The 26555-nt window shown below is 53.0% G+C and carries 19 protein-coding genes, 1 other RNA gene and 1 pseudogene (1 of these 21 only partly in view); 18 read left to right on the top strand and 3 right to left on the bottom strand.

From position 1 onward, the window contains the following. Window positions 1-185: 185 nt before the first annotated feature. The 4 genes from speE to argS all read left to right on the top strand — a co-directional run bounded on the left by speE (window position 186) and on the right by argS (window position 4346). On the top strand, window positions 186-1013 hold the full coding sequence (speE, locus tag C812_RS20870) for a polyamine aminopropyltransferase (protein ID WP_016314622.1): 828 nt from the start codon (window positions 186-188) through the stop codon (window positions 1011-1013). 134 nt (window positions 1014-1147) lie between these two features. Then, a complete protein-coding gene (locus tag C812_RS20865; RefSeq protein ID WP_244268380.1) occupies window positions 1148-2092 on the top strand; it encodes a hypothetical protein in 945 nt (314 codons plus the stop codon). Window positions 2093-2246: 154 nt separating this feature from the next. After that, window positions 2247-2666, top strand: a complete 420-nt coding sequence (locus C812_RS20860) for a YwiB family protein (protein ID WP_016314620.1) — start codon at window positions 2247-2249, stop codon at window positions 2664-2666. Continuing rightward, a complete protein-coding gene (argS, locus tag C812_RS20855) occupies window positions 2667-4346 on the top strand; it encodes an arginine--tRNA ligase (protein ID WP_016314619.1) in 1680 nt (559 codons plus the stop codon). A gap of 400 nt (window positions 4347-4746) precedes the next feature. On the opposite strand, the gene C812_RS20850 is transcribed toward argS, so the two are convergent. Beyond that, window positions 4747-5898 carry a S8 family peptidase gene (locus tag C812_RS20850; protein WP_016314618.1) on the bottom strand — a complete coding sequence of 384 codons (1152 nt, stop codon included), beginning with the start codon at window positions 5896-5898 and terminating at the stop codon, window positions 4747-4749. Window positions 5899-6324: 426 nt separating this feature from the next. Between C812_RS20850 and rpoE the strand changes: the two genes are divergently transcribed. The 3 genes from rpoE to C812_RS20835 all read left to right on the top strand — a co-directional run bounded on the left by rpoE (window position 6325) and on the right by C812_RS20835 (window position 9373). After that, window positions 6325-6894, top strand: coding sequence for a DNA-directed RNA polymerase subunit delta (rpoE, locus tag C812_RS20845; protein WP_016314617.1), 570 nt, complete (start codon window positions 6325-6327; stop codon window positions 6892-6894). A gap of 341 nt (window positions 6895-7235) precedes the next feature. Continuing rightward, window positions 7236-8837, top strand: a complete 1602-nt coding sequence (locus C812_RS20840; RefSeq protein ID WP_016314616.1) for a CTP synthase — start codon at window positions 7236-7238, stop codon at window positions 8835-8837. Between the two features lie 158 nt (window positions 8838-8995). After that, window positions 8996-9373 (top strand): response regulator, encoded by a 378-nt coding sequence (locus tag C812_RS20835; RefSeq protein WP_028539100.1) that lies wholly within the window; start codon window positions 8996-8998, stop codon window positions 9371-9373. 105 nt (window positions 9374-9478) lie between these two features. On the opposite strand, the gene C812_RS20830 is transcribed toward C812_RS20835, so the two are convergent. After that, window positions 9479-10105, bottom strand: coding sequence for a TetR/AcrR family transcriptional regulator (locus tag C812_RS20830; RefSeq protein WP_016314615.1), 627 nt, complete (start codon window positions 10103-10105; stop codon window positions 9479-9481). A 284-nt stretch (window positions 10106-10389) separates the two neighbouring features. On the opposite strand from C812_RS20830, the gene C812_RS22445 reads away from it, so the two are divergent. The 8 genes from C812_RS22445 to C812_RS20790 all read left to right on the top strand — a co-directional run bounded on the left by C812_RS22445 (window position 10390) and on the right by C812_RS20790 (window position 21574). Then, complete coding sequence (locus C812_RS22445; RefSeq protein ID WP_167669351.1) at window positions 10390-14838, top strand: RCC1 domain-containing protein; 4449 nt, start codon at window positions 10390-10392, stop codon at window positions 14836-14838. Window positions 14839-15075: 237 nt separating this feature from the next. Beyond that, entirely contained in the window at window positions 15076-15930 is an 855-nt protein-coding gene (fba, locus tag C812_RS20820) for a class II fructose-1,6-bisphosphate aldolase (RefSeq protein WP_009226822.1), read from the top strand. A gap of 199 nt (window positions 15931-16129) precedes the next feature. After that, entirely contained in the window at window positions 16130-17386 is a 1257-nt protein-coding gene (locus C812_RS20815; protein ID WP_028539102.1) for a UDP-N-acetylglucosamine 1-carboxyvinyltransferase, read from the top strand. Window positions 17387-17498: 112 nt separating this feature from the next. After that, entirely contained in the window at window positions 17499-18860 is a 1362-nt protein-coding gene (gene rho, locus C812_RS20810) for a transcription termination factor Rho (RefSeq protein ID WP_016314612.1), read from the top strand. 59 nt (window positions 18861-18919) lie between these two features. Next, the gene (locus tag C812_RS20805) at window positions 18920-20188 is read left to right on the top strand and encodes a radical SAM family protein (RefSeq protein WP_036626306.1); all 1269 of its coding nucleotides are present in this window, start codon (window positions 18920-18922) and stop codon (window positions 20186-20188) included. Window positions 20189-20289: 101 nt separating this feature from the next. Further along, window positions 20290-20487, top strand: coding sequence for a 50S ribosomal protein L31 (gene rpmE / locus C812_RS20800; protein ID WP_016314610.1), 198 nt, complete (start codon window positions 20290-20292; stop codon window positions 20485-20487). A 115-nt stretch (window positions 20488-20602) separates the two neighbouring features. After that, window positions 20603-21277, top strand: coding sequence for a PDDEXK family nuclease (locus C812_RS20795; RefSeq protein WP_016314609.1), 675 nt, complete (start codon window positions 20603-20605; stop codon window positions 21275-21277). A gap of 6 nt (window positions 21278-21283) precedes the next feature. Next, on the top strand, window positions 21284-21574 hold the full coding sequence (locus C812_RS20790) for a hypothetical protein (protein WP_157274763.1): 291 nt from the start codon (window positions 21284-21286) through the stop codon (window positions 21572-21574). A gap of 134 nt (window positions 21575-21708) precedes the next feature. On the opposite strand, the gene C812_RS20785 is transcribed toward C812_RS20790, so the two are convergent. Then, window positions 21709-22965, bottom strand: a complete 1257-nt coding sequence (locus C812_RS20785) for a stalk domain-containing protein (RefSeq protein ID WP_016314608.1) — start codon at window positions 22963-22965, stop codon at window positions 21709-21711. A gap of 256 nt (window positions 22966-23221) precedes the next feature. On the opposite strand from C812_RS20785, the pseudogene C812_RS20780 reads away from it, so the two are divergent. The 3 genes and pseudogenes from C812_RS20780 to dnaX form a co-directional block, all read left to right on the top strand. Beyond that, window positions 23222-24566, top strand: a pseudogene (locus tag C812_RS20780) (ISLre2 family transposase). A gap of 183 nt (window positions 24567-24749) precedes the next feature. After that, window positions 24750-25016: signal recognition particle sRNA large type (ffs, locus tag C812_RS22065), an RNA gene on the top strand. 126 nt (window positions 25017-25142) lie between these two features. Next, window positions 25143-26555, top strand: partial view of a DNA polymerase III subunit gamma/tau gene (gene dnaX, locus C812_RS20775; RefSeq protein ID WP_016314605.1) — the 5' portion only. The gene runs 357 nt beyond the window's last position; 1413 of the gene's 1770 nt are visible here — the first part of the coding sequence; the start codon lies at window positions 25143-25145; its stop codon lies off the right edge, out of view.

Genomic DNA, 26555 nt, shown 5'->3' with positions numbered 1-26555 from the left:
ATCCGTGCTGCGAACGTCTAAAGTTCAGTATGGGAAAGTTTGGGAGAGATCATTCACGTCAGAAGCCGTGCTTGCACCGTTAATTTGGGAGATGTGTTATTATTTTTTCGTTTGGTACAATATAGGAAATGATGTTTTGGGCTGGCCTGCATGAAATATGATCCTAGGGAAAGAAGGTTGATCGCATGGAATTATGGTTTACGGAGAAGCAAACCCCCGTGTTTGGGATTACGGCAAAAATACGCGAAACGCTGGTTACGGAAAAAACGGAGTACCAAGATTTGGCGATGTTAGATACAGAGGAATTTGGCCGGATGCTCGTCTTGGACGGCATGGTGATGACCACCATCAAGGATGAGTTCGTCTATCACGAAATGGTAGCGCATCCGGCACTGTTCACCCATCCGAATCCGAAGCGGGTGCTCGTCGTTGGCGGCGGGGACGGCGGGGTTATTCGCGAGGTGATCAAGCATCCCGAAGTGGAGCAGGCTGTGTTGGTCGAGATTGACGGCAAGGTTATTGAGTATTCGAAGAAATACTTGCCGGAGATTGCCGGGGAGCTGGACAATCCACGGGTGGACGTGCAGGTCGCAGACGGTTATATGCATATTATTGAAAGCAAAAATCAATACGACGTCATCATGGTCGATTCTACCGAACCGGTGGGGCCGGCGGCGCCTTTATTTGAGCGCGGATTTTATCAAGGCATTTATGAAGCGTTAAAAGACGATGGCATCTTCGTTGCCCAGACTGATAACCCTTGGTTCAAAGCGGATTTGATTCAAAAGGTGAACAAAGACGTGAAAGAGATCTTCCCCATCGTTCGGGTTTACGGTGCGAACATCCCAACTTACCCAAGCGGGTTGTGGACGTTCACGATGGGCAGCAAGGTTTATGATCCACTGCAGGTGGACGAGACGAACATTCCTGAACTGGACACCAAGTACTACACGCCGCGTCTTCATAAGGCCGCATTTGTGCTGCCTAAGTTCGTGGAAGACCTCGTGAAGTAAAATACGTCGTTCGGACTATAAATGGCCTGTTTAAAGTGTGATAGTATGATTTATATCACCACTTTCACATGGGACAAGGCGGGATTTTTATCAGAAGAAATAACCCAGCCCGAAGCATGCTTGCGGGCCTTACGATGATTGTTGTAGTGATGGTAGTCGGCTGGATCTTTTACGGCCGTCCGGATGCACCACCTTCTGGCGACTCCATTGAAACGCCGGTACAAGCTCCGACGACGGTTACAGGAGAAGCTTCAGACGTTGCGAATAACGATCTTGCTGTCGAGTCGCCGTATTTGCTAGACCATCTTCCTTTCAAGGAAGAGGAGGTTCTTGCGATCACGGTTAGCGGAAACGGCAAAAATACCCGCATTCCAGCGCAGCGGCAATTTGTCCTGTTGGAATCGCTGCGTTATACGGATATGAAAAGTGCGCTTGCGGGTGCGGTACCGGCGGCTTCCCGGAAGCCGGTGGTTCTGCAGTTTAAGCTGTCAAATACGCACTATGAGCTGACCTATGACTTAACCAGCAACACTTATGAGTATCACGGCAAATATTACTATGCTGACGATCGGGTGCTGCTGTTGATGCAAGGGCTGTTCCACGAGCGGGAGGAGTTGGCTTCGTTGGATGCCCTGCAGGAGCAAGCAAGGGTGGAGCAAGAGAAGGAAGCCTCCGTGAACCTGGATACGGCTCCTGCAGCTCCGCTGGACGGGGAAGCCGCGCAGGTGGATGGCCTGGACTTCGATGGATGGGAGCAGCGGCTAACCCAATATCCGCCTGAGGAGATCGTTTGGGCCAAGCCTTTCTATGACGACGGTACCGGTCAAGTCAAGGAAGCCCGTTTATTTAAAGACGGGGTGCTGGAGTTGAATCGGATGATCGTTTTTACGCGGCCGGTTCACCAGTGCGCAGCTGGCGTAAAGACGGGGATCAGCACGGCTGACGTTACGGAGAAATTAGGGACAAAGGCACTGAAGCTGGATAGCCGCTGGAGTTATAAAGTCGGGGATTATTTCCGGTTTCATCTGTATTTCCAGGATGACAAAGTGAAATACCTCGCATTAAGTCAACCCTTGTAGGCCGTATCTGGTCATGAAGGGAGGGAAGGAGCCGCTGAAGCAACGGCTCCTTTTTTTGCCTATGGAGGGCGTTGTACCGTATATGTATTGAATTGCCGGGGCGAACTGGCTATAGTAGTACAGTAAGGATCGATGTCGGAAGGAGTTTTGACCTATGCCGGAGACCAAGCCGGTAAGCCTTGTACTGACAAGCCGACAGGGAACGGAAGAAACGGTGCAGCACCTGCGGGGAGATCTCATCCGCCGGAGCGACACCTTATATATCCGCTACGAAGAACCAGACCCGGGACCGGATGGTGCGAAGACGCGTACAATGATTAAACTATCGGGCAGCGAGCTGAAAATCATCCGCCACGGAGGCGTAGAGGCCGAGCAAACCTTCCGCAGCGGCAGCCGAATACCAGGGTTTTACCGCTCACCCTTTACTCGGTTTAATCTTTCTACCGACACGGTGAAGCTGGAATCCCGATGGGACGGGGCGGTTGGTCAGGTGATCTGGGAATACGATTTATACGTGTTCGAAGAACTATCAGGACGTTTTGAACTCAGTCTACATATACAGGAGGACGTTTAAATGCCACACAATCCATTGGAACAAATGAACCAGGCGCTGAAGGAAGCGATCCTGGATGCGATCGTATCCGCTGGTCTGGCGCAGCGTGAAGAAATCCCTGCGATCGTCTTAGAAGTGCCGAAGGATAAGGCGCACGGGGATTTCGCAACCAATGCGGCGATGCAACTGACGCGGATCGCGAAGAAGAACCCGCGCCAAATCGCGGAAGAAATTCTTGGGCAGCTCGACTATGGAAAGGCTGGGATCGAGAAGGCAGAGGTTGCTGGTCCCGGGTTTATCAATTTTACGTTAAGCAAGAGTTATTTGTATCCGATTCTGCTCCAGGTATACCGCGAAGGTGAGAACTACGGCCGCACTTCATTAGGCAATGGGAAGAAAGTGCAGGTCGAATTCGTCAGCGCCAACCCGACTGGCAGCTTGCACCTCGGTCATGCCCGGGGCGCCGCTGTGGGCGATGCGCTGTGCAACGTGCTGGATTTCGCCGGTTATGATGTAACGCGTGAATACTACATTAATGACGCCGGGAACCAGATCGTCAATCTGATCAAATCCATTGAAGCTCGCTACCGCCAAGAGCTTGGACAAGACGTTGAGATGCCGGAAGACGGATACCATGGTGAAGACATCAAGGGATTCGCCAAAGAGCTTGTTGCCGAACAGGGGGACAAGCTGCTGGGAATGCCGGAAGAAGAACGGACAGCGTTCCTGCGTAAATTCGGACTGGAGAAAGAGCTGTCCAAAATCCAGCGCGACCTGGAACGCTTCCGGGTTCGCTTTGACGTCTGGTTTAGCGAAACGTCCCTGTATCAGGATGGCCAAGTTGAAGCATCGCTGTCCGAGCTGCGTGACAAGGGGCAGACGTATGAACAAGACGGAGCGACCTGGTTGAAAACGACGGCTTACGGGGATGACAAGGACCGCGTATTGGTGAAAAATGACGGGACCTACACCTATTTGACGCCGGACATCGCATATCACCGCAATAAGTATGATCGCGGTTTTGACCGGATCATCAATATCTGGGGCGCTGACCACCACGGTTATATTCCTCGGGTGAAGGCCGCAATGCAGGCGATCGGGAAAGATCCGGAGAAACTGACCGTATTGATTGCGCAAATGGTCAGCCTGTTCCAGGACGGCGAGAAGGTGAAAATGTCCAAACGGACCGGTAAAGCGGTCACTATGGTGGATTTGATGGATGAGGTTGGGGTAGACCCGATCCGTTACTTCTTTACAATGCGCAGCATGGATTCGCATCTGGATTTCGATATGGATCTGGCAATTTCCACCTCCAATGAAAACCCGGTGTACTACGTGCAATATGCCCATGCCCGGATTTGCAGCATCTTCCGACAGGCGGAAGAACAAGGTATCAAGATTCCGGCGGCAGAGAATGTGAATCTCAGCAAGCTGACCGCTGAGCATGAATACGATCTGTTGCGGAAGCTCGGCGAGCTGCCGGAGGAAATTAACGTAGCTGCTGAGAACTACGCACCGCACCGACTGGTTCGCTATGTCTATGAACTGGCGGCGCTGTTCCATAGCTATTACCGGGCGGAGCGCGTCATTACTGAAGACGCGGAACAAACGGCGGCACGGCTGGTGCTGCTCGGCGGGGTGCGCACGGTACTTGCCAACGTGCTTCGTCTGATCGGCGTATCTGCGCCAGAAAAAATGTAATTCGCAGAAGCGGTTACGCGAGTAAATTTAGTTGAGTGTCTCTTTGCATGATTATCCCGCTTAATCAGACGCTGTGCGTTCAATTTGGGGGCTATCCCGTTAAATTAGAGCGCTTATGCCTTTGATCAGGCTGTATCCCGTTTGATCAGAGGAGGTTGTGCTTGTGCTTGATTACTGAGGTATTTCGATGGATCAGATGAAGGCTTGATTTGAATATCCACCTTAGACGACGACTTACCAAAAGGGATAATCGTGCAAAAAGAGCCAGGAAAGAGATCTATACTACCTATACAAGATTCAGTGTGCCTGCTTCGTGTTGAACTGCTGTATCCCAGCAAAGCACGGAGCAGGCACATTGCGATTAGATCAGTCCGCAAAGGGAAGCAGCAGGCGGCGGGCTTTAGCTTCTGCTACGCCCCAATTTGGTGCGCAGCAGGCGCACCGCACTCAGCTCGCCAGCGCCTCCGCCTTTGGCTCTGGCCGCTGTGCTGGCTAGCGGCTTAGCGGTACGACGCAGCCGGCGCTTGACCTCGCTTGGCTTCATGTCCGGCTTCATGGCCAGCAGCAAGGCTACGGCACCGCTCACATGGGAAGTTGCCATGGAGGTGCCGCTCATTTCGCGGTAACCTCCGCCCAGCCAGGCGGAGCTGATTTTTTCACCGGGGGCGTAAATATCGATATTCGGACCGTAGTTGCTGAAGGAGGCGATTTTGCCGTCCTTGCCGGTTGCACCTACAGAGATCGTTTGCGGGTAACGGGCCGGGTAATCGCAGCCGCGTCCCTTTTTGTCGTTCCCCGAGGACGCGACCACAACGATGCCTGCGTTATAGGCTTTGCGAATAATATTTTGCAAAGAGGCGCTGTTGCTCTTCATACCAAAGCTCATATTTACGATGTGCATCCGGTTGCGTACGCACCAGTCGATGCCCAAAATGATGTCAGAAACGAAGGCGGAGCCATTATGATCAAACGCCTTCACCGGAAATATCAAAGAACGCGGGGCTACGCCCATCATCCCTTGAGATCCGCCGGAGGCCGCGATGGTTCCGGCGATATGCGTGCCGTGTCCGTTATCGTCGTATGGTAAGCTGAGTCGATTCAAGAGATTAATCCCGCGAGCCAAGGAATGGCGAAGATCCGGATGGTTGAAATCGGCTCCCGTATCAATCACGCCGATACGGACCCTGTAGCCTGTGGACACGGACCAGGTTTCCGGGGCGCCGATTCGCCGCACCCCCCAAGGGATGGATGGAGCTTGCCCCTTGCCTGTCGGGGCCGGGCTATGGACGCTGACAAGGCTGTCGTCTTCGACCCACAGGCCGAAACGGGAGCGGGCCACTTCCCCACGTAAACCGAGGGGACAGATCAGCGCCTGCAGCAGCGAGGATGTGCGGATGTGCCGCAGTGCGGGATGCTGGCGCTTGTGCTTAAGCAATTGGCGGACGCATTCGGCAAATTCTGCCGGGTGTGCAAAGCGGATAATGATTCGACCGCTTTTTCCGGAGGCGTCGACATGATCGTTCAAAAACCTGAGGAATCCGGAGTAGTCCATGTATGAGTAGCCCCTCCTACGAAGCGTGTTGCAGTATAGTATGACGTTCCTTTTTTCATTGAATGGGGAAGCGGCCCTGTTTTAATGGAAATGGGCCCGGATTGCTGGATTTCGCGCGAATCCGGCGTGTCAAAGTGCAAATCTGGACATAGGATGAAGGGAAGGCCTTGCGGCTTTCGCCAACCCAAGAGAGGGCAGGGCCTTCTTTTGGGGAAGGATACAGTCAAGGAGCGGGGGACTAGGGGGTTCTCCGCTCCTTCCCTTTTGGCGGCAGGGCTTTGGTGTGTTTTTAAAACTTGCAATTTGGTGCCAAATAGGTTTTACTATTGTGTGATATGGATATGTTAGTGAAAGAAACCGGCTCTAACGATAAGGTTTCATCATTGCTTTATAGTGAACTTTTGCGTGAGAGGAAGTGTCCGTAACGTGAGTACCCCGCTGAATTTGAAAATCGACCCGGAGAAAGTCCAAGAAATTCCCATGGTCGATTTGGCCTTTATGATTTTGAAGGCGGCAAACACGCCATATTACTACCGTGACTTGATGAATGAGGTCGCTAAGCTTCGCGGCATGAACGAGGAGCAAATTAACGAGGCGATTGCGCAGCTTTATACCGAAATCAACATCGACGGCCGGTTTGCCTGCGTTGGCACCAACCTGTGGGGCCTGAAACGCTGGTATCCGATCGAGCGGTCGGAGGATCCGGTTGGCAACTCCAAGCGTCCGCGCATCATTAACGATGACGACGACGATCTGGAAGATGACGATTTTGTGGAAGAGGACGATACATACGTATCCGATGACGAAGAGGATTACGATGTACTCGACGAGGATTCCGAAGACGAGTTGTTCCCAGATGATGACGATGACGACGTGGAAGATGTGGATGACGAAGAGTTGCTTCCAGATGAGGAACTTGAAGACGAGGAAGACCTTAGCGAAGAGGACGACGATCTGGACACCGATGAGGATTTCGACGATAGCGACGAGGATTAATTAGCTTTGAGGCAGGGGCCTCGCGATATCTGAAGGGCTTATGAAGGACGGCGATGGCCGTCCTTTTTCATTCCTTATTTTGTTCATAAGATGCGCTCTGACTTGACTTGACACGAACTAGGGTAACGGGTAAACTATTGCATGGGCTTATGATTCAAACCTATATAACATGTGAATTTTATTAAAAAGTGCCCCGACCATTTCGGGTGTCACTTTTTATTTTTTTATGCCTTTTTGGCTATGTTTTACCGGATAATAGGTTACGCTAATGATCTAAGTTACCTGAATTTCTGGGATCCGATGGGATTGTGAACACGTACTACTTTAGGAGGTTTTTGGCTGTGGCAAAATACATTTTCGTGACAGGCGGGGTCGTATCCTCACTGGGGAAAGGGATTACGGCGGCTTCGCTGGGAAGGCTGTTGAAGAACAGGGGATTAAAGGTAACGATCCAGAAATTCGATCCTTATATTAACGTCGATCCGGGTACGATGAGCCCGTATCAGCACGGGGAAGTGTTCGTCACGGACGATGGCGCTGAGACTGACTTGGATCTGGGCCATTATGAACGTTTTATCGATATCAATCTTTCTAAGAACAGCAATGTGACGACTGGGAAAATCTATTCCTCCGTTATTGGCAAAGAACGTCGCGGCGAGTATCTGGGCGGCACGGTTCAGGTCATTCCGCATATTACCAACGAAATTAAAGAGCGTGTCTTCCGCGCTGGGCGTGAAGCAGGGTCTGACGTGGTCATCACCGAGATCGGGGGAACCGTCGGTGACATTGAGAGCTTGCCGTTCCTGGAAGCGATTCGTCAAATCAAGAGCGACATCGGACGGGAGAATGTGATGTATATTCACGTCACGCTCATTCCATATATTAAAGCGGCTGGCGAAGTGAAAACCAAGCCGACTCAGCACAGCGTCAAAGAACTGCGCAGCATCGGGATTCAACCGAACGTGATCGTCTGCCGTACCGAGCATGAGCTGTCGGACGATATCAAAGCGAAAATTGCACAGTTCTGCGATGTGGATCCAAGCGCGGTTGTGGAGTGCCGGGATGCCAATACGCTGTACGAAGTGCCGCTGAACCTGCGCGATGAAGGGCTGGACGAGATCGTTGTCAACCATCTGAAGCTGACGACGCCGGCTCCGGATATGCGTGAATGGGAAGGCCTCGTGGATCGCATTAACAAGCTGGAGAAGACGGTGGAAATCGCCATCGTCGGGAAATATGTGGCGCTGCATGACGCTTACCTCAGTGTAGTAGAATCGTTATCCCACGCCGGCTTTGATGCGAATGCCGATGTGAAGATCCGCTGGGTGAACGCAGAGGAAGTTACAGACGAGAACGTGGATGAGCTGCTGCAAGGCGTTGGCGGGATTTTGGTTCCAGGCGGCTTCGGCGATCGCGGTATTGAAGGCAAAATTACAACGATCAAATATGCTCGCGAGAAGCGGATTCCGTTCTTCGGCATTTGCTTGGGGATGCAGGTTGCGGTGATCGAATATGCTCGTTCGCTGGCCGGACTTCAAGGCGCGAACAGCTCGGAGATCAACCCTTCCACGGAGTATCCGGTAATCGATCTGTTGCCGGAGCAGAAGGATATCGAAGATCTGGGCGGTACGATGCGACTTGGGTTATACCCTTGTAAGCTGGTACCGGGATCGCTTGCGATGCAATGTTATAACGATGAACTGATTTACGAGCGCCATCGCCACCGGTATGAGTTCAACAATGCATACCGTGAGACATTGGAGCGCGTGGGCCTGCGCATTTCCGGGACTTCGCCGGACGGCCGATTGGTGGAAATCGTCGAGCTTCCGGATCATCCTTGGTTCCTGGCGGTGCAGTTCCATCCGGAATTCACCTCCCGTCCGAACCGTCCGCAGCCGTTGTTCCGCGAGTTCGTGAAAGCTTCGATCGCTCACCTGTCCTAAACGGATTTATCGAAAATTCCAATCTCAAAGCACCTGTAATTTTGGGGCAACTGATTTTTTAAGGCTCTTTTTTCCAGTGGAGAAGGGTTTTGCAAATCGGGAGCGAAGTATTTACTTATGACCAGGATTACATGGTGGACTTGTGGGAGGGCTTTTCGGTGGAAGAGAAGAAAGTATTAATTGTCGATGATCAGAACGGTATCCGCATTTTATTGATGGAAGTGTTTAGCAGCGAAGGGTATAAAACGTTTCAGGCAGCCAACGGTAAGATGGCTTTGGAAATCGTCCGCAGCGACTCGCCGGATTTAGTGCTTCTCGACATGAAAATCCCGGGCATGGACGGTTTGGAAATCCTTAAGCATATCAAGGAGGTCAATCCAGAGATCAAGGTAATCATGATGACCGCTTACGGTGAGCTTGACATGATCAAGGAAGCGACGGACCTTGGGGCGCTGATGCATTTTACGAAACCCTTTGACATTGATGAAATGCGCGCAGCAGTTAATTTACAGCTTAAAAGTGGAAATGTACTTTAAAGCAAGAGATGTTCTAAATAATAAACCTCCTGAGGATGATGGCGTGTTTTCCACGCGGATCCTTGGGAGGTCCTTTTTTTATTATTTTATTGGCATTCTGCACCATTAAGTAATCGATTCTACATAAATCCGGCACAGTCGCTTCAGTTCTTTCTCGGGCATGGGCTCCGGCGTGGAAGCGCCACAGATCAGACCGTCGAGAAAGGCTTGGCCAATCAGCGGCCCGATGAACATTCTCATTGACATTTCCTCATCGCCGTCCTCCAGCTTCACCAACCCCGTTTCCCTGCACTTCTTCAGCAGATCCGTCAATACTTCGGTGCTTTTAGGAAAGGATTCGAGAAGCAGCTCCCCGAGCTCAGGAAAGCGGACTGATTCCGCAAAAACGATGCGAAGAATGGATAGATAAAGCGGGTCACTTAGCTTTACGGCGATGACTCGGGCCATCATCAGCATAGTTTCGTAGAGCTGTTCCCGGTTTTCGGGCAGGGGCATGCTCGCTAGTGACGGCTGCTTCTCCTCCGTAAGCTCGTGGATCACTTGGCACAGCAGGTCGGAGAACAGCGCTTCCTTAGTCGAGTAATAGCGATACAGCGTCTGCTTGGATATGCCGGCTTCCGAGGTGACGAGATCCATGCTCGTTCCAGCGTACCCCCGGGTTAGGAAGAGGCTGCGGGCAGCCGTCAAAATTTGCTTGCGCTTTGCCGCTTCCCGCGGCGACAGGTTTATCATAGGTCCAGATCGCTCCTCCATGCTCTGTATTACTTGTTCAAATTATTTCATATCGTACAAGACGGGTCAATGAGCGCAAAAGCTTCACCTTGACAGATGTCGAGAGCCATTTTATATTTTTATCAAACTGTACAGTACAGTATGATTTTTAATTCTGTTGTAGCAGGCGATGGACCAGAAAAATCCGGAAGTACGATACAAGCTAACCGGAATACAGAATGCGGGGTATATCTATTATGTTATTTATTAAAAGTCGAAAGCTCATTTCTATTACTCTGACTTTCGTGTTGTTGCTGATTGTGGCGGTTCCATACGGTGCCGGGTCGGCGCATGCGGCGCAAGCGGGCAAGGGAAGCCGGTATGTGAAAGTCTCGGGAGGAGTGGATCATTCGCTGGCGCTTAGAGCGAATGGCACTGTCGTCGTCTGGGGATCGAATGCCCTTGGTCAATTGAATGTGCCGGCCGGGCTTGACAGGGTTGTGGCAATCGCGGCGGGTGGATATCATTCACTGGCTTTAAAGTCGGATGGATCCATCGTCGCTTGGGGGCGCAATAACTATGGTCAGACGAACGTGCCGGCTGGGCTTGACGGGGTTGTAGCCATCTCGGCTGGGATAGATCATTCGCTGGCGCTTAGAGCGGACGGCACCGTCGTCGCCTGGGGGCGCAATAACTATGGTCAGACGAACGTGCCGGCTGGGCTTGACGGGGTTGTAGCCATCTCGGCTGGGATAGATCATTCGCTGGCGCTTAGAGCGGACGGCACCGTCGTCGCCTGGGGTCTGAATGGCAAAGGTCAGACGAACGTGCCGGCTGGGCTTGACGGGGTAGTGGCAATCGCGGCGGGCGGGTATCATTCGCTAGCTTTAAAGTCGGACGGCACCGTCGAAGCCTGGGGACTCGATAACTTTGGTCAGACGAACGTGCCGAGCGATCTTGATGGGGTTGTGGCAATCGCGGCCGGAATGAATCATTCGCTGGCGCTGAAATCGGATGGCACTGTCGAAGCCTGGGGAGATAATGGTCAAGGTAAAACAAGCGTGCCGGCCGGGCTTAACGGGGTAGTGGCAATCGCGGCGGGCGGGTATCATTCGCTGGCTTTGAAGTCGGACGGAACCGTCGTTGCCTGGGGAGAGAATGAGTATGGTCAATCGAACGTGCCGGCCGGACTTGACGGGGTGGCGGCAATCGCCGCGGGATATCGGTATTCATTGGCTGTAAAGTCAGATGGATCCATCGTCGCTTGGGGATATAATAACTATGGTCAGACGAACGTGCCTGCAGGGACTGCGATGCCTGTCAAGGGAATCGAGATCGCGGCGGGGGTGGTTCACTCGCTGGCGCTGAAGTCAGACGGCACCGTGGTTGCCTGGGGAGGCAACCCGGGAGATTTCTTTGAGGACGACGACCCGGATCTTGGTGAATTGACCCCGCCTGACGGGCTTACCGGAGTGAAGGCAATTGCCGCGGGATTGCATCATTCGCTGGCGCTGAAATCGGATGGCACCGTGGTTGCCTGGGGAAGAAAAGACACCGGCCAATCGACCGTACCTGCCGGACTGACCGAGGTGGTAGCGATCGCAGGGGGAGATCTTCACTCGCTGGCGCTGAAGTCAGACGGCACTGTCGTTACCTGGGGAGATTGGTTAAGTGATGGAAGTGATGATCAAACGGAGGTGCCGCCTGGGCTGACCGGGGTCGTGGCGATCTCCGCAGGCGCAATGCATTCGCTGGCGCTGAAATCTGACGGCACTGTCGTTGCCTGGGGAAGTAATGGAACTGGTCAAAGAGAGGTGCCGGACGATCTTAAGGCGCCGGGGTCCGTGGTGGCGATCTCGGCGGGATCCTTGCATTCGCTGGCGCTGAAGTCAGACGGTACCGTCAAAGCCTGGGGGGATAATTCTTTCGGTCAATCGGACGTGCCGCCGGGGCTCTCTGATGTGGTGGCGATCTCCGCAGGCGCAATGCATTCGCTGGCGTTGAAGTCAGACGGCACTGTCGTTGCCTGGGGAAGTGATATTTATAATCAAACGAACGTGCCGGCCGGACTCTCTGATGTGGTGGCAATCTCGGCGGGCGGAACCGTTTCGTTGGCGCTGAAGTCAGACGGCACCGTCATCGCCTGGGGGATCGACTCGGGAGATGACAAAGATTATGGTCAAACGGACGTGCCGGGCAATGACCTTCTGAGCGACCTGACGGTGCAGGAAGGCGATATCGACCCCGCGTTCTCTCCTTCGGTCACTGATTATACCTTCGACGACCTGTTGGTATCGAGCGTGCATATCAAGGCAACGCTCGCCGACTCGACTTACGCCCAGCTATATGTCGACAACCAGCCAATAGCGAGCGGCAGCACGGCGACCGTAAGCCTCTCGGGAGCGACAACGGTCATCCCTGTTCGGGTGGAACCGTATTTGAAACCGCCTCGGACATATACGATCACCGTGCAGAGGGATGCTGTGCCTCCCGACGTTCAGTTCGTCGAGAACGGCAATCTGGAGCCTGCGAAAACGGCGGAAAGCATCGTGACCGTGAATGATTCGGGGAGTGGTGTTGACGCCGACTCCCTGCAATACGCCTGGACGCAAAGCACGGCTGTTCCCGCGAGCGGCTGGACTGCTTTTGCGAGCGGCGATATGTTGCAGAAGACAAGCGGAGACGGCGACTGGTACTTGCATGTCCGCGCGCAAGATCTAGCTGGGAATGTCGCTGACGCCGTATCGAACGTGTTTCGACTGGACAACACGGCGCCGATACTTACGCTGAACGGCAGCAATCCGATGAACATCCCGCAAGGCGAGTCGTATGTGGAACCGGGGGCGGTGGCAACCGATGCGATCGATGGCGAGATTTCCGAAATCGTGATTACAGGCGTCGTGGACACGTCGCAACTCGGTCATTATCCGGTCCAATATACGGTCACGGACCATGCAGGGAATACCGCGACGGTCACTCGCGATGTGTACGTGTACGACGGAGGTGAGCCGACGATTTATTTGAACGGACCGAATCCGATGACGGTGGAAGCGAACAGCCTGTTTATCGATCCCGGAGCAACGGCGCAGGATCTGCAGGACGGTGACCTCACCGCATCGATCGTGGTAACGGGAACAGTGGATACCTCGACCCTTGGCACTTATACGCTTGCCTATGACGTTTCCGATACCGAAGGCAATGCGGCTGTGACTGTGACGCGTACGGTTTATGTGAAGGATACGCAGCCTCCAGTTCTCACATTGGTCGGCGATCCCGTGATGAGCGTACCGTTTGGTGCAGCGTTTACCGATCCCGGAGCACAAGCGACCGATGCCTATTACGGCGACGTCACCCATCTTATTGTCGTAAGCGGAGCCGTAGATACAAACAGGGCGGGCGAGTATACGCTCCGTTACAATGTGGCGGATCCGTCCGGCAACGCCGCCTCGGAAGTGACACGCACGGTGACGGTCTCCGCTCCTGCTGGATCCGGCGGCTCTAGTGGCTCTGGGGGTTCCGGAAATTCGGGGTACTCGGGAACGGGAGGCGGGTCTGCGGCGTTCCATCAGGTGATCATCAAAATCAACGGCGAGGTCAAACGGGTCGACGCATCGTACGAATCGTCCGACGGGCAACGTATAACTCGGATTTTCCCGACGGCGGGGCAATTGTCCGAAGCGTTGACAGTTCAGCAGGACTATATTCGGATCGAAGCACAAGACATTGGAGAGGCGGTCAAAATGGACCTTCCGGCCGCCCCGCTGCTGCATGCGGTAGAGCTTCAACAGGACGCTTGGTTGGAATGGAGCGTCGATGGAAATAGGCTGCGCCTTCCGCTCCACGTCCTGCAGGGCGTTCCAAAGGAGGCAACCGTAACCTTTGGGATCGCTGCGGCAGTCGGTTCCCTCAGTGATACCGCGAACGGAGCAATTGCTAGTGTCGGTGGGGAGCAGCTGCTCCCTCAACCGGTCGTTTATTCGCTGGAGGACCATGACGGCAGCAGTGTGGATTGGGGCCGAACATACGCAACCTTGACGGCCGTTCTGCCCGAACCTGCCAATCCGGATCAAGCGACGGCTGTACGCATCGACAATCACAGGCACCTTCGGTTCGCCCCTTCCGTTTTCAGCAACGACGGTCTAGTGACGATCCGTTCGCCTTACGACGGTGCGTATACGGTGATCGCATCGGATCAATCGTTTGCGGATGTGAATGGGCATTGGGCGAAAGAGGATATCGTCCTGATGGCGAACAAGCTGCTGGTTGAAGGAAGAGGTCGGGACCGGTTTGTACCGGACGATAACATCAGCCGTGCTGAATTTGCCGCCATGCTCGTGCGGGCCCTAGGGCTGGACGATGAACCGAACGGAGCGACGCCTTTCCGGGACGTGACGCCGGGTACATGGTATGAAGGAGCTGTCCGGGCGGCAAATGAGGCGCAGCTGATTGACGGCTTCGAGGACGGGACGTTCCGTCCGGCGCAACTCATAACCCGTGAACAGATGGCGGTCATGCTCGTCAGGGCGATGGAGTACGCGGGATCTGCGCCTACTGCCAACGGGACGTCGAAAACGTTCGACGACGCAGCAGACATCGCGCCATGGGCGGACGCAGCGGTGGATGGACTGACGGGAGCCTCCATCATCCACGGTTTGAGTGAGACGACGTTTGGTCCCCGGGAACATGCGACCCGCGCACAAAGCGCTGCCCTGCTGAAGCGGATGTTGCAGGCGATGCAATTCATCAATCCGTAAGATCGTACGATGATTCAGGATTACAGGAGCTTCTCCAACTGGGTTAGCCAGGGGAGAAGCTCTTTTTTCTTTATATGGGAATTTTGCAAAAACGGGGTTTTCGTCAGTACAACACAAGGCGTTCACAAATGAAAGGAAAGCATGAATAGTATTTTTGCAAGGTTGTGGTATAATAAAAAAGTGTGTGAATGTCGGCTAAAAAGATAATATCCCACATCCTTAGGAGGATTGAAACCCATGCCATTAGTATCGATGACAGATATGTTGAACAAAGCCCTTGCCGGCAAATATGCCGTAGGCCAGTACAACATCAATAACCTGGAATGGACCCAAGCCATTCTTGCTGCAGCAGAAGAAGAGAAATCCCCAGTCATTCTGGGCGTTTCCGAAGGTGCTGCCCGTCACATGGGCGGTTTCTACACCGTTGTTAAAATGGTGGAAGGCTTGCTGCATGACATGAAAATCACTGTACCTGTTGCGATTCACCTCGACCACGGTTCGAGCTTTGATAAATGTAAAGAGGCGATTGACGCTGGCTTTACTTCCGTTATGATCGACGGCTCCCATCATCCAATTGATGAGAACATTGCCATGACGAAGAAAGTGGTTGAATACGCACATGCCAAAGGCGTTTCGGTTGAAGCTGAAGTAGGTACTGTCGGCGGTCAAGAAGATGACGTTGTTGGCGGTATTCAATACGCTAAACTGGACGAGTGCGTCCGTATCGTTAACGAAACTGGCATCGATACGCTGGCTCCTGCGTTGGGTTCCGTTCATGGTCCTTACAAAGGTGAACCTAACCTGGGCTTTAAAGAAATGGAAGAAATCCGCGATGCTGTTAAAATCCCGCTCGTTCTTCACGGTGGGACAGGCATCCCAACGCATGATATCGCTAAAGCGATCTCGCTCGGTACTTCCAAAATCAATGTGAACACGGAGAACCAAATCGCGTTTACGAAGGCTGTTCGCGAAGTACTGGCTGCGAAACCAGATGTATACGATCCTCGTAAATACATCGTTCCTGGCCGTGACGCGATCAAAGCTACGGTTGTTGGGAAAATCCGTGAATTCGGCTCCAACAACAAAGCTTAAGGATTAACATCAAGCGTGTGCGCCGTACTCCTGTCTTAGGCGGGTTGCGGCGCAAACTTTAGGACGGACAAGGGATTGGACCGTTCAGCTGAATAAGGTGACTTGGAGAGCACACCGCCTAGACGGTGTCTTTCCATTTCTGCCGCTAAAAATCATGGGCTTGTGTACCGACGCAAAAACGTAGGGGGATCCTGGACTTATGGAGAAATTAATGATTCGTGGCGGACGTCCGCTGCGCGGAAGCGTTTCGATCAGCGGCGCCAAAAACAGCGCGATAGCGTTGATTCCAGCTGCGATCTTGGCAGAATCCGAGGTGGTTCTGGATAACTTGCCGATATTAAGTGACGTGGCGGTATACTCGGAGATTTTGGAGGAGCTGGGTGCCCGCGTCCTGTGGGATGGCAATCAGATGCGTATCGATCCCACCCATATTCGTTCCATTCCGATGCCCAACGGGCCGGTAAAGAAGCTGCGAGCTTCCTATTATATGATGGGGGCTTTGCTAGGACGCTTCAAAGAAGCGACCATCGGTTTGCCGGGGGGGTGCAACTTTGAACCTCGTCCAATTGATCAACATATCAAAGGATTTGAAGCTTTAGGGGCGACCGTGACGAATGAACACGGCGCGATTCATTTGCATGCGAAAGAGCTGCGCGGGGCGAAGGTATACCTGGATGTCAGCAGCGTTGGAGCAACGATTAACATTATGCTGGCGGCTACGAGAGCCAAAGGCGCTACAATTATTGAAAATGCGGCGAAAGAGCCTGAAATTATAGATGTGGCCACTTTGTTAAACTCCATGGGAGCGGTAATTAAAGGGGCCGGTACGGAGACGATCCGAATCGAAGGCGTTACGGAGCTGAAAGGCTGCCGTCACTCTATCATTCCTGACCGGATCCAAGCTGGAACTTACATGATTGCTGCCGCAGCAACCCGGGGCGATGTCTTGATCGACGGCGTGATTCCGAAACATTTGGAGGCGTTGACGGCCAAGCTGCTGGAAATGGGTGCTCATGTGGAAGAGCTCGATGAAAGCATTCGAGTGATTGGACAACCAGAATACCAACATGTTGATGTCAAGGCATTAGTCTACCCGGGGTTTCCGACGGATATTCAATCGCCGATGACCAGTTTGTTGACGCAGGCGAAAGGGGTCAGCGTGCTGAGCGATTTTGTCTACAGCAATCGATTTAAGCACGTGCCGGAGCTGGTACGGATGGGCGCCAAAATCCGCGTCGAAGGCCGTTCTGCTATCATCGAAGGCGGACCGCTGAATGCGGCGAAAGTGAAGGCGGCGGATTTGCGCGCCGGGGCCGCGCTGGTTGTAGCTGGACTTACGGTGCCGGAAGGTACGACAGAAGTCTTTGGCGTGGAGTTAATTGACCGAGGATATGACCATCTGGTGCCCAACTTACGGGCATTGGGTGCAGATGTATGGCGGGAGATGGAAGAATAACTTTCCGTTTTTGCGCATAAGTTGCCAAGGATAGGGCATAATAGGCGAGTAAGTCTATCATTACGCCATACTTCATAGTTTTCAATAAAATTGAATAGGTGGTTATTTTAATATGGATCTTCAAATCGCCGATTTGGAAGGGATGAAGCTTACCGAGCTGTACAAGCTGGCGAAGCAATATCAGATCCCTTATTACGGCCAATTAAAGAAGAAAGAATTGATTTTTGCTATTTTGAGGGCACAGGCTGAACAAAGCGGTCTGATGTTTATGGAAGGCGTGCTCGAGATTTTGCCGGAAGGGTACGGTTTCCTCAGACCGATCAATTATCTGCCCAGCACGGAGGATATTTACATTTCTGCATCGCAAATCCGCAAGTTTGATCTGCGCACCGGGGACCTGGTCTCCGGGAAGTGCCGTACACCGAAGGAAAATGAGAGATATTTCGGCCTCCTGCAAGTCAACGCCGTCAACGGTGAGAACCCGGCCATTGCGGCGGAACGTCTGCATTTTCCAGCGCTGACTCCACTCTATCCGCAGACCAAATTGGTGCTTGAAACTTCCCCAAATCATTTATCCACCCGCATTATGGATTTGCTTGCCCCGGTCGGACTCGGCCAACGCGGTTTGATCGTGGCACCGCCTAAAGCAGGGAAGACTTTACTGCTGAAGGAAATTGCCAACAGCATCTCCACCAACAATCCCGACATTGAGTTATTCGTACTGTTGATCGACGAACGTCCGGAAGAGGTTACCGATATGCAGCGTTCGGTCAAAGGCGAAGTGATCGCTTCTACGTTTGACGAGCTGCCGGAGAACCATATCAAGGTGGCGGAGCTTGTGCTGCAGCGCGCTTTACGGCTGGTGGAGCACAAGAAGGACGTTGTGATTTTGCTTGATAGCATTACGCGTCTTGCACGTGCCTATAACTTGGTGGTTCCGCCGTCAGGGCGTACGCTCAGCGGGGGGATTGATCCGGCTGCGTTCCATCGTCCGAAGCGGTTCTTTGGCTCGGCCCGGAATGTGGAAGAGGGCGGCAGCTTAACGATTTTGGCAACGGCTTTGGTGGATACCGGTTCGCGGATGGACGATATTATTTATGAAGAATTTAAAGGTACGGGGAACATGGAGCTGCACCTGGACCGGAAATTGGCGGAACGCCGGATCTTCCCGGCAATCGATATTCGCCGCTCCGGTACACGGCGTGAGGAAGTGCTCCTGAGCAAAGAAGAGCTGGATACGATCTGGTCGATCCGGAAGAACATGAACGACTCTTACGACTTTGTGGAAGGCTTCCTCAAAAAGCTGCGCGAATGCAAGACGAATGCCGAATTCCTGGCTTCTTTTGATGTTTCCGGGAACAATTCGGGCAGCAGTAATGGCGGGGCACGTCGTCCGGTGCGGTCGGGCTCTACTTCCTCGCGGTCGAGTTCGGCTTCTACGGGCGCTGGCAGTACGCAAAATACTACGGTTTAAAGAGATCTCTCGGGAGGGCTTGCTTGGCTTCCCGCGATGAATACAAAGAGGAGAACAACATGTACTTAGTGTATGCAGATGAACAAGGACAGGTCTATGATCATCCGTCGCTGTACGGCTTAGCTCGCAGTGCGGATATGATCGTAGAGATTATGGAGGATGAGCTGATTCCGCTTCCTGAAGGGGCGACGTTGGTGGGCTTGCCGTCCACCCGGCCAATCGGAATGGACCCGGAAACGGGCGAAATGAAGCCGCTCCCTGGGAATGTTCAGGCGGTCGGCGCTCTGCTCCCGCAAGGCTATACCCGTCTTTGTTTGCCGGGGTATGTGAAGACGGACAAAGATTATAAGCTGCCTTTGTTCGGGTATTCTGCGGTGGTTTGGAAGGACGGTCAGTTTTACGTGACCGCACGCCTGTCGGATGATCCCGAGAAGTGGAATCCGCTGAATTGTGATCCTCTTGAACTGAAAAATCAGGTGAAAGCCTACACCTCCCGTTATCCGGAGAATCGGCTGTACGAACATTTATCGAACTGTGCGTTAGGTTATGAGTGCCTGACCGCATCCAATACGTTTCTGAATCGCTGGGAAGGGGCCGTTCCCGTTTCCTATTCTTGTAATGCGGGCTGCTTCGGCTGCATTTCCGAACAACCGGATGACAGCGGATTTGTCTCCCCGCAGACGCGGATGAACTTCCGCCCGCGTGTCGAAGAACTGGTGGAAGTGATGCTGGAGCATCTGAAGACGCCAGAGTCGATTATCAGCTTCGGCCAGGGTTGTGAAGGGGAACCGTCCACGCAGGCCAAGCTGATCATTGAGGCGATTCGCGAAGTGCGGCGCCAGACGGATATGGGGTACATTAATATCAACACCAACGCGGGGCTCACTGATCATATCCGCGGGATCGTTGATGCCGGCTTGGATCTAATGCGGGTCAGCACAATTAGCGCACTGGACGATCACTACAATGCCTACTACAGACCGCGTCGTTATTCACTCGCGAATGTGGAGAAATCGTTGAAGTATGCGGCAGACCAAGGGGTATATACCTCGATCAACTATTTGATTTTCCCTGGTGTTACGGACCGGGAGGAAGAAATTGAAGCGATGATCGAATTCGCCCGCCGCACCAATCTGAAGCTGATTCAACTGCGTAACCTGAATATCGATCCGGAAAGCTATCTGGAATTGATTCCGAAGGCCAAAGGGGAGATTCTTGGAATGAAGCAGGCGATTGAGATTTTTCAGGAGGAGCTGCCGGACGTGGTCATCGGATCGTATACACATGTGCCGCCGGCGGAATTGGCCCGCGTCAAGGTGCGAGGATAAAACAGGCAATTGCGCGAAAGGTTGCCCCGTGCTATAATGCGTTTGTGTGTCATATAACTCTGGGCACGACTGAGGCTCAGGGCGGAAAGAGGTGAAAGAAGATGAAAGAAGCAGTTCAACCGAAATATTACGTGACTACTGTAACTTGCGCTTGCGGTAACACGTTTGAGACGGGTTCCGTGAAACAAGACCTGCGCGTTGAAATTTGCTCCAACTGCCATCCATTCTTCACCGGGAAGCAGAAATTCCTGGATGCTGGTGGACGTGTGGATAGATTCAAAAAGAAATACGGTATCTAAGATACCCTTGCACAACAAGCGAAATGACGAAGAACGTCTCTGCCGATCTGATGATGGGCGGAGGCGTTTTTTATTTTTTTCAAAGTTAAGTTTTCAAGAGTGGGAGGGGACGGCAGTGGACTTTGATCAAGCGCATCACTTGTGGTTGGACACGCATCGTAAACGCCGTTCGGGTGAGCGAAAAGACCGCTTAGAACGAGGGCATGGGCATGGCGAGCAGTTGTTTTTGCGTAATGTATGGTGGCCTTTGCGGGGGAATTTGGATCATCTTCATCCGGAGTATGAGATTGCGGATTGGCGGGGGCGCCCGTATTTTGCGGATTTCGCTTGGTTAACAGAGGCTGTGAAGCTCATTATCGAGGTGAAAGGCTTTGGACCGCATGTTCGCGATATGGATCGTACAATGTATAGCCGGGAGCTGAACAGGGAGGTTTTTCTGCAAGCTATGGGGTACCGGGTGGTTTCCCTGGCCTATGACGATGTGGAACAGCAGCCGGAAATTTGCATCATGCTGCTTCGCATGCTTTTGAGCCGATTTGAGGTGTCTGGGCAACAGGCGGATCTTCCCAAGCTGGCGCTGAAATCAACATTATTGCAGGCCGTTCAGTTAGGCAGACCCATTCGTCCGAAGGATGTTGAGGCGCAACTTGGTGTAAATCATCGAACGGCGGTGAGATATTTACAGCAGTTGTGTGAGCTGGGTTGGCTGCAGGCACGTTCCAGCGGTGAATCAGGTCGGGTTCGGATGTACGAGGTGATTCGGCGGGATTGGGATGCGTTCGATTGGTGAGTGGGAGTGGATCCGCTGTTGCTAAATGCAAAAGTGCAGTTGAGCAAGCGCGAGAATGAGGGAATTGGCATGATGGAATGTAAAAGTGCAGTTCAAAAAGGCGGCATAGCGGCGATTTGGCCGCAGAAGGCGGAAATGGACTGCACTTTTGCAGTTAAAACGGCAACATGGTGTGAAATTGGCGAAATGAACTGTACTTTTGCATTTAAGCGGGGCAATGTGCGATCTGGGGGCGGAGGTCAGGGGCGGCGCGGTGTACCTTTCGGCTGGTTCACTGTTGCGATAGAGATCGGATGACGGAAGGTGGCGTATAATCAGCCGGTTGGCGATTGTGACCGAGGGTGGCGACGTGCGTACAAACTAAAAAAAGGTCGGAGACGATTGCCGACAACGGTCCGCTCTTCATCTCCAACCTGCCTATGAGGAATAACTTACTTCTTAAACTCCACAGTTTCTTTCAAACCATTCCATTCTTCGCTCTTGATGATGCCGAGGCGCCATAGGGCGATGCCCTTCAGATCATGGCGTTTCGCCAGTCCGATCAGCGTTTTGACGGTGTTCTGGTCCTCGCTGTCCATATTTAACCCCAGGAGCAGCTTGCTGGCGCTTGTCTCTTTCAGAGCCAGGCGGATCGCTTCGTCCACTTTGTCTGCGGGTTGCGGCCGGCCGCTATTGTTTCCTTGGAGATAATCGTAAGCCATGATCACGATTTCGTCCGTCAGCGCTCCCAGCGTTTTGTAGTCATAACCTTGATAGGATGAGTTCAGCGGGTGAAGCGCCAAGGACAACTTGAGGCCAGCCGCCCGGGTTTGTTTTGACAATTCTTTGACGAAGTTGTTAAAAGCTTGCCGCGTTGCCGTCTTCTCTGTCGTTAAGCCAAGCCCCTCGAAATCGAGCATAATCCCTTGAAATGACTTCGCAGTAGCAGCATTCACCATATCGGTAATCGCCTGCTGCTGTAGGGCTGGATCCTCCAAGATCCGGGTCAGTTCACCTTTCCCATCGCTGGCGAAGACCATCAGATAAGGCAAGGTACGTGCCGATGCCGCTTCATTTACGAGGCTATCCGCTGTCACGTTGCCCGCGGGTTGCGGAAGTCTAAACACATCCCCCGTTTGCGTAAACTCTCCTTTCTCGTTGATCCGGCTCCAGCCGAAAGCAACAGCGTCCAGACTCGGAATCATTCCAACATCTGAGAAGGAGGAAATAGCATAGAACCCCAGCGTATACATCCGTTTTTGCGGGGAGGCGATGGATACGGTCCGAGAAGCTTGGTCCCACCCGACCTGGGCCCCAAACTGCTGACTGAAGAAGCTAAGCGGAATCAGGGTATTGCCTCCAACGGACCGGGGCGCAACTGCCAGTGGCACGGAGGTGCTGTTCACTTTGGCCGTTTTGTTGTTCAGCGTTAACTGAACATGAATAACTTCAGCGCCTGTGCCTTTAATCGCAGTGATCGTTTTGGAAGCTTGGTTCCAAGTGACGTTGATGCCAAGCGCTTCGGATATGGAGCGGAATGGAACCAGCGTCGTGCCGTTTACAATCATGGGTTCACCTGCAAAATCCAGCGGGTATCCGTCCAGCAAAATTCGAACCGGGGATGCCGCTTCAACCCGGGATGATTGCAAGCCGACCAAGCCGCCAGCTAGCAGGGCGATGCTCAGCAAGAGCTTCCCAATTATTTTCATTTGTTTCCCCTCTCTCACTCACTTCAATTTTCCCATTTCCTTATTCTATTAATATAGCAAAATATAACTAGAGTTGCATGAGAGAGCGCGCACAACTCAGTGATAGTCGAGGCATAAGCAAGGCAAATCCGCCAACTTCTTCGATAGTGTAAAATCTCTGTGGGTGTAGGAATTGGAAAAAGCGGATATAGAAAAAGAGCTTCTCCCTTGGTAAAGTGATGTTTGCGCACAACACACCAAGAAGGAGGAAGCTCCTGTGAGCCACTTTACCACAACAATGCCGACGATGAAAGAGATTGAGCAATGGATTTTCCGGAAAATGCAGGAGGAATTCGCTCGTGCGATGAAGCAGGTACTGGAGGCGCTGGATCAGCAGATCCTGGAGCAACGGGACCGAGAGCGTTATCGAGTAAAGGACGAGCGTGAAACAAGCGTCAACACAGTGTTCGGGAATGTGCGCTTTAAGCGGAGATTGTACTGTGACCGTAGAAGCGGCAAACACGTGTATCTGCTGGATCAGCTGTTGCAATTCGAAGGGCGCGGGAAAGTCAGTCCGCATTTGGAAGAGACAGCAATCGCATTCGCAAGCCAAGGACCGTCGTACCGGGACAGCGCAAAGCGGCTGGAGCAGCTTTTGGGCTACAATGTGCTGAGCCACCAAGCGATCAGGGAAAAACTGATGGAGCGTGCGCAACAGCCGATGCCAGCGGTGAAACGGCGCGCTGCCCGCGTGCTGTTCGTGGAAGTGGATGGGCTGTACACGAAGCTGCAGCGGAGCAAAAAGCGCGGGATGGAGAACGCAATTGCAGTCGTACACGAAGGCTGGGAGAAGAACGGCAAGCGGGTACAGCTGAAGAACAAACAGCATTACCTGCATACGAGCGGCGGCAACTTCTGGGAAGGGTTCGGGGACTTTCTGGTGGAGCGTTACGAAATCGACGAGAACACGTGGCTTGTGGTGAACGGAGACAGCGCGGCGTGGATCGGGGAATGTACATCCTACTTTCACCAATGTCTGTACATGCTGGACCGCTTTCATGTGGCGCGTGATTTGAAACGCTTTGTTGGTCATTTGCCGCAGGTGTGGGAGACCGTGAGACGGTCTTTGGCCAAACAGGATGCAGCCGCGCTTATGGCGGTCCTGGAAGGCGTGTCGGAGCAAGAGATAGCGGAAGAGAACCGGAAGGATTGGAAGCCGTATAAAAGTTCTAAAGCGGCATGAGAAGCATTTGGACGACTACCGAAAAACACTCCAGGCGAAGGGGATCGACACAAGCGGCATGCGCCCGATGGGAAGCGCGGAATCGCAGATGCGTATATTCGCCAAGCGGACGAAGCGTGGCGGGTACAGTTGGAGTGAGCGAGGCGTCAGGGCGATGCTGAGGACGATGATGAGGATTCAAGAAGCGGGCACGGTGGTAAGAACGGTTGAAGGACAAGCGAGTAAGCAGGCAACGCCGCAGCAGTCGATAAACATGCGGCAATTGCTCAAGAACGTGACGCAACCGGTCAAGGGTTGTATCGCTGGAATGATTCGCATGCTGCAAGGACCGAAGCAAAGCAGCACAACGGGTATGGCACTCAAAGCACTTCGCGGATAACGGCAAAAAATTCTGACAAATCACTTGTGTTTGATGAAAGAACAAAGCAAAGCGCTTACAAGGAAGAGGTTCCTTCGGGGTTCGCGTTCCAGGCATCTTAAATGACTGCCCACGCTAGCTTGACACTGACAACTTCTTCCCTCCGGTTGCATTTTAGACAGGCATGAGCTATACTTAGTTTCACCGTGCTAGATGGGGAGGTAGCGGTGCCCTGTAACTCGCAATCCGCTATAGCGAGGTTGAAGTCCTGTTAGAGGTCTTGCCGATGTGAGGCCGGTCTTTACGGCAGACGTTGACGGACGGGTCCTCCGCAAGGAGTACCTGTGAACCTGGTCAGGTCCGGAAGGAAGCAGCCATAAGCAGTCCTACTCCTGTGCCGGAGGGCAGCCTGTCCCGAGTCTTGCCGTAAAGGTGCCGCTCGGATCGCAATGATCGATAACAGGTGCACGGTACATATTGGATCAGAATACATCTTTGTCTGCGGACAGGGGTGTTTTTTTTGTACATAGACCAAAAGGCTATAGTATAATAAGGGAACGACAACCGTCGTTTAAGGAAAGAAAGAGGTGCCGCAGAATGGAGCATATTGCGCTGTACCGGGCTTGGCGGCCGCAGTCGTTTCAAGACATGGTGGGGCAGCAGCATATCATTCGCACATTGCAGAATGCGATCCGTGAACAGCGGCTGTCGCACGCTTATTTGTTCAGCGGTCCGCGTGGAACCGGGAAGACCAGTGCGGCCAAAATTTTGGCCAAGGCGGTCAACTGTGAAAAAGGACCCGCAGCAGAACCCTGCAACGAGTGTGATGCATGCCGGAGAATCACGGCCGGTGCTGTCATGGATGTACTTGAGATTGACGCCGCTTCCAACCGGGGGGTTGAAGAAATCCGCGATTTGCGCGAGAAAGTGAAATATGCCCCTACGGAAGTGCGGCAGAAAGTTTATATTATCGATGAAGTCCATATGTTAACGACGGAAGCGTTTAACGCGTTGCTGAAGACTTTGGAGGAGCCGCCTCCACACGTCATGTTTATTCTGGCAACCACTGAACCGCATCGTTTGCCGGCTACGGTGATATCGCGTTGTCAGCGTTTTGACTTCCGCCGGGTATCGTTGGAAGAGCAAAGCGAACGGCTGCAGATGATCTGTGAGCAAGAAGGCATCGAAGCGGAGAAGGAAGCCATCGAGTATATCGCCCGATTGTCTGACGGCGGGATGCGGGATGCGTTAAGCATCTTGGATCAAATTGCTTCCTTCTCGGGGCGAAAGGTCTCTTATCAGCAGGTGCTGGACATGACCGGCGGCATCGCCTCCCGGCAGTTTGCAGAGCTGGCCAAAACGCTGCTTGACGGCGATATCGGCGGGATGCTGCAGATGATTGACGGCTTCATGCAGGAAGGCAAAAGCGCAGACAAGTGCATGGAGAACCTGCTTTACTATTTCCGTGACTTGCTGATGGTCAAAATGGTGCCGCAAGCGGACAAGTTGACGGAACGTGTGCTGGATCCACAGGATTTTGCGGAGATTGCCGAGGGCTTCTCCAAATCGCAGTTGTTCCGAATCATCGATACGCTGAACCACTATCAGACCGAAATGAAATATGCCGTGCAGCCCCAAACCTTGTTTGAGGTTGCTCTGTTGAAGATCTGTACGTTTGGCAAAGACGGCGCCGAAGAGCACCCAGCAGGGGCTCGCAGTGCTGGAACGGGAGGCGGAGCATCCGCTGATGCTGCTGAGGTCCAACAACTGCGGCGCCAGCTTGCAGACTTGGAGGCGAAGCTGGAGCGAGCGTTGCAAGGCGGGCTTGCCGCCGGTGGTTCCGCCTCGGGAGCGGGGGCTGGAGGCCATCGTCCATCGCGAAGCCCTGCGCCGCGCGTCGCCTCGAAAGCCAAAATCCCCGCAGGGATGGATCATTATCTAGCCAACCGCAATAGTCCGGAGTTCTTGGACATCCAGCAAAAATGGAATCAAGTACTCCAGGCTGTCAAG

Source organism: Paenibacillus barengoltzii G22 (assembly GCF_000403375.2).
GTDB lineage: Bacteria > Bacillota > Bacilli > Paenibacillales > Paenibacillaceae > Fontibacillus > Fontibacillus barengoltzii.
Note: the sequence above shows the minus strand (reverse complement) of the source record. Positions and strands in the feature narration are given on the sequence as shown.

Coding starts and splice junctions, on each gene's coding strand:
- C812_RS20865 (WP_244268380.1), top strand. CDS start 1,148: ATGATTGTTGTAGTGATGGTAGTCGGCTGGATCTTTTACGGCCGTCCG.
- C812_RS20850 (WP_016314618.1), bottom strand. CDS start 5,898: ATGGACTACTCCGGATTCCTCAGGTTTTTGAACGATCATGTCGACGCC.
- fba (WP_009226822.1), top strand. CDS start 15,076: ATGCCATTAGTATCGATGACAGATATGTTGAACAAAGCCCTTGCCGGC.
- C812_RS20785 (WP_016314608.1), bottom strand. CDS start 22,965: ATGAAAATAATTGGGAAGCTCTTGCTGAGCATCGCCCTGCTAGCTGGC.
- C812_RS20805 (WP_036626306.1), top strand. CDS start 18,920: ATGTACTTAGTGTATGCAGATGAACAAGGACAGGTCTATGATCATCCG.
- argS (WP_016314619.1), top strand. CDS start 2,667: ATGCCACACAATCCATTGGAACAAATGAACCAGGCGCTGAAGGAAGCG.
- rpmE (WP_016314610.1), top strand. CDS start 20,290: ATGAAAGAAGCAGTTCAACCGAAATATTACGTGACTACTGTAACTTGC.
- C812_RS20860 (WP_016314620.1), top strand. CDS start 2,247: ATGCCGGAGACCAAGCCGGTAAGCCTTGTACTGACAAGCCGACAGGGA.
- C812_RS20830 (WP_016314615.1), bottom strand. CDS start 10,105: ATGATAAACCTGTCGCCGCGGGAAGCGGCAAAGCGCAAGCAAATTTTG.
- rho (WP_016314612.1), top strand. CDS start 17,499: ATGGATCTTCAAATCGCCGATTTGGAAGGGATGAAGCTTACCGAGCTG.
- speE (WP_016314622.1), top strand. CDS start 186: ATGGAATTATGGTTTACGGAGAAGCAAACCCCCGTGTTTGGGATTACG.
- C812_RS20815 (WP_028539102.1), top strand. CDS start 16,130: ATGGAGAAATTAATGATTCGTGGCGGACGTCCGCTGCGCGGAAGCGTT.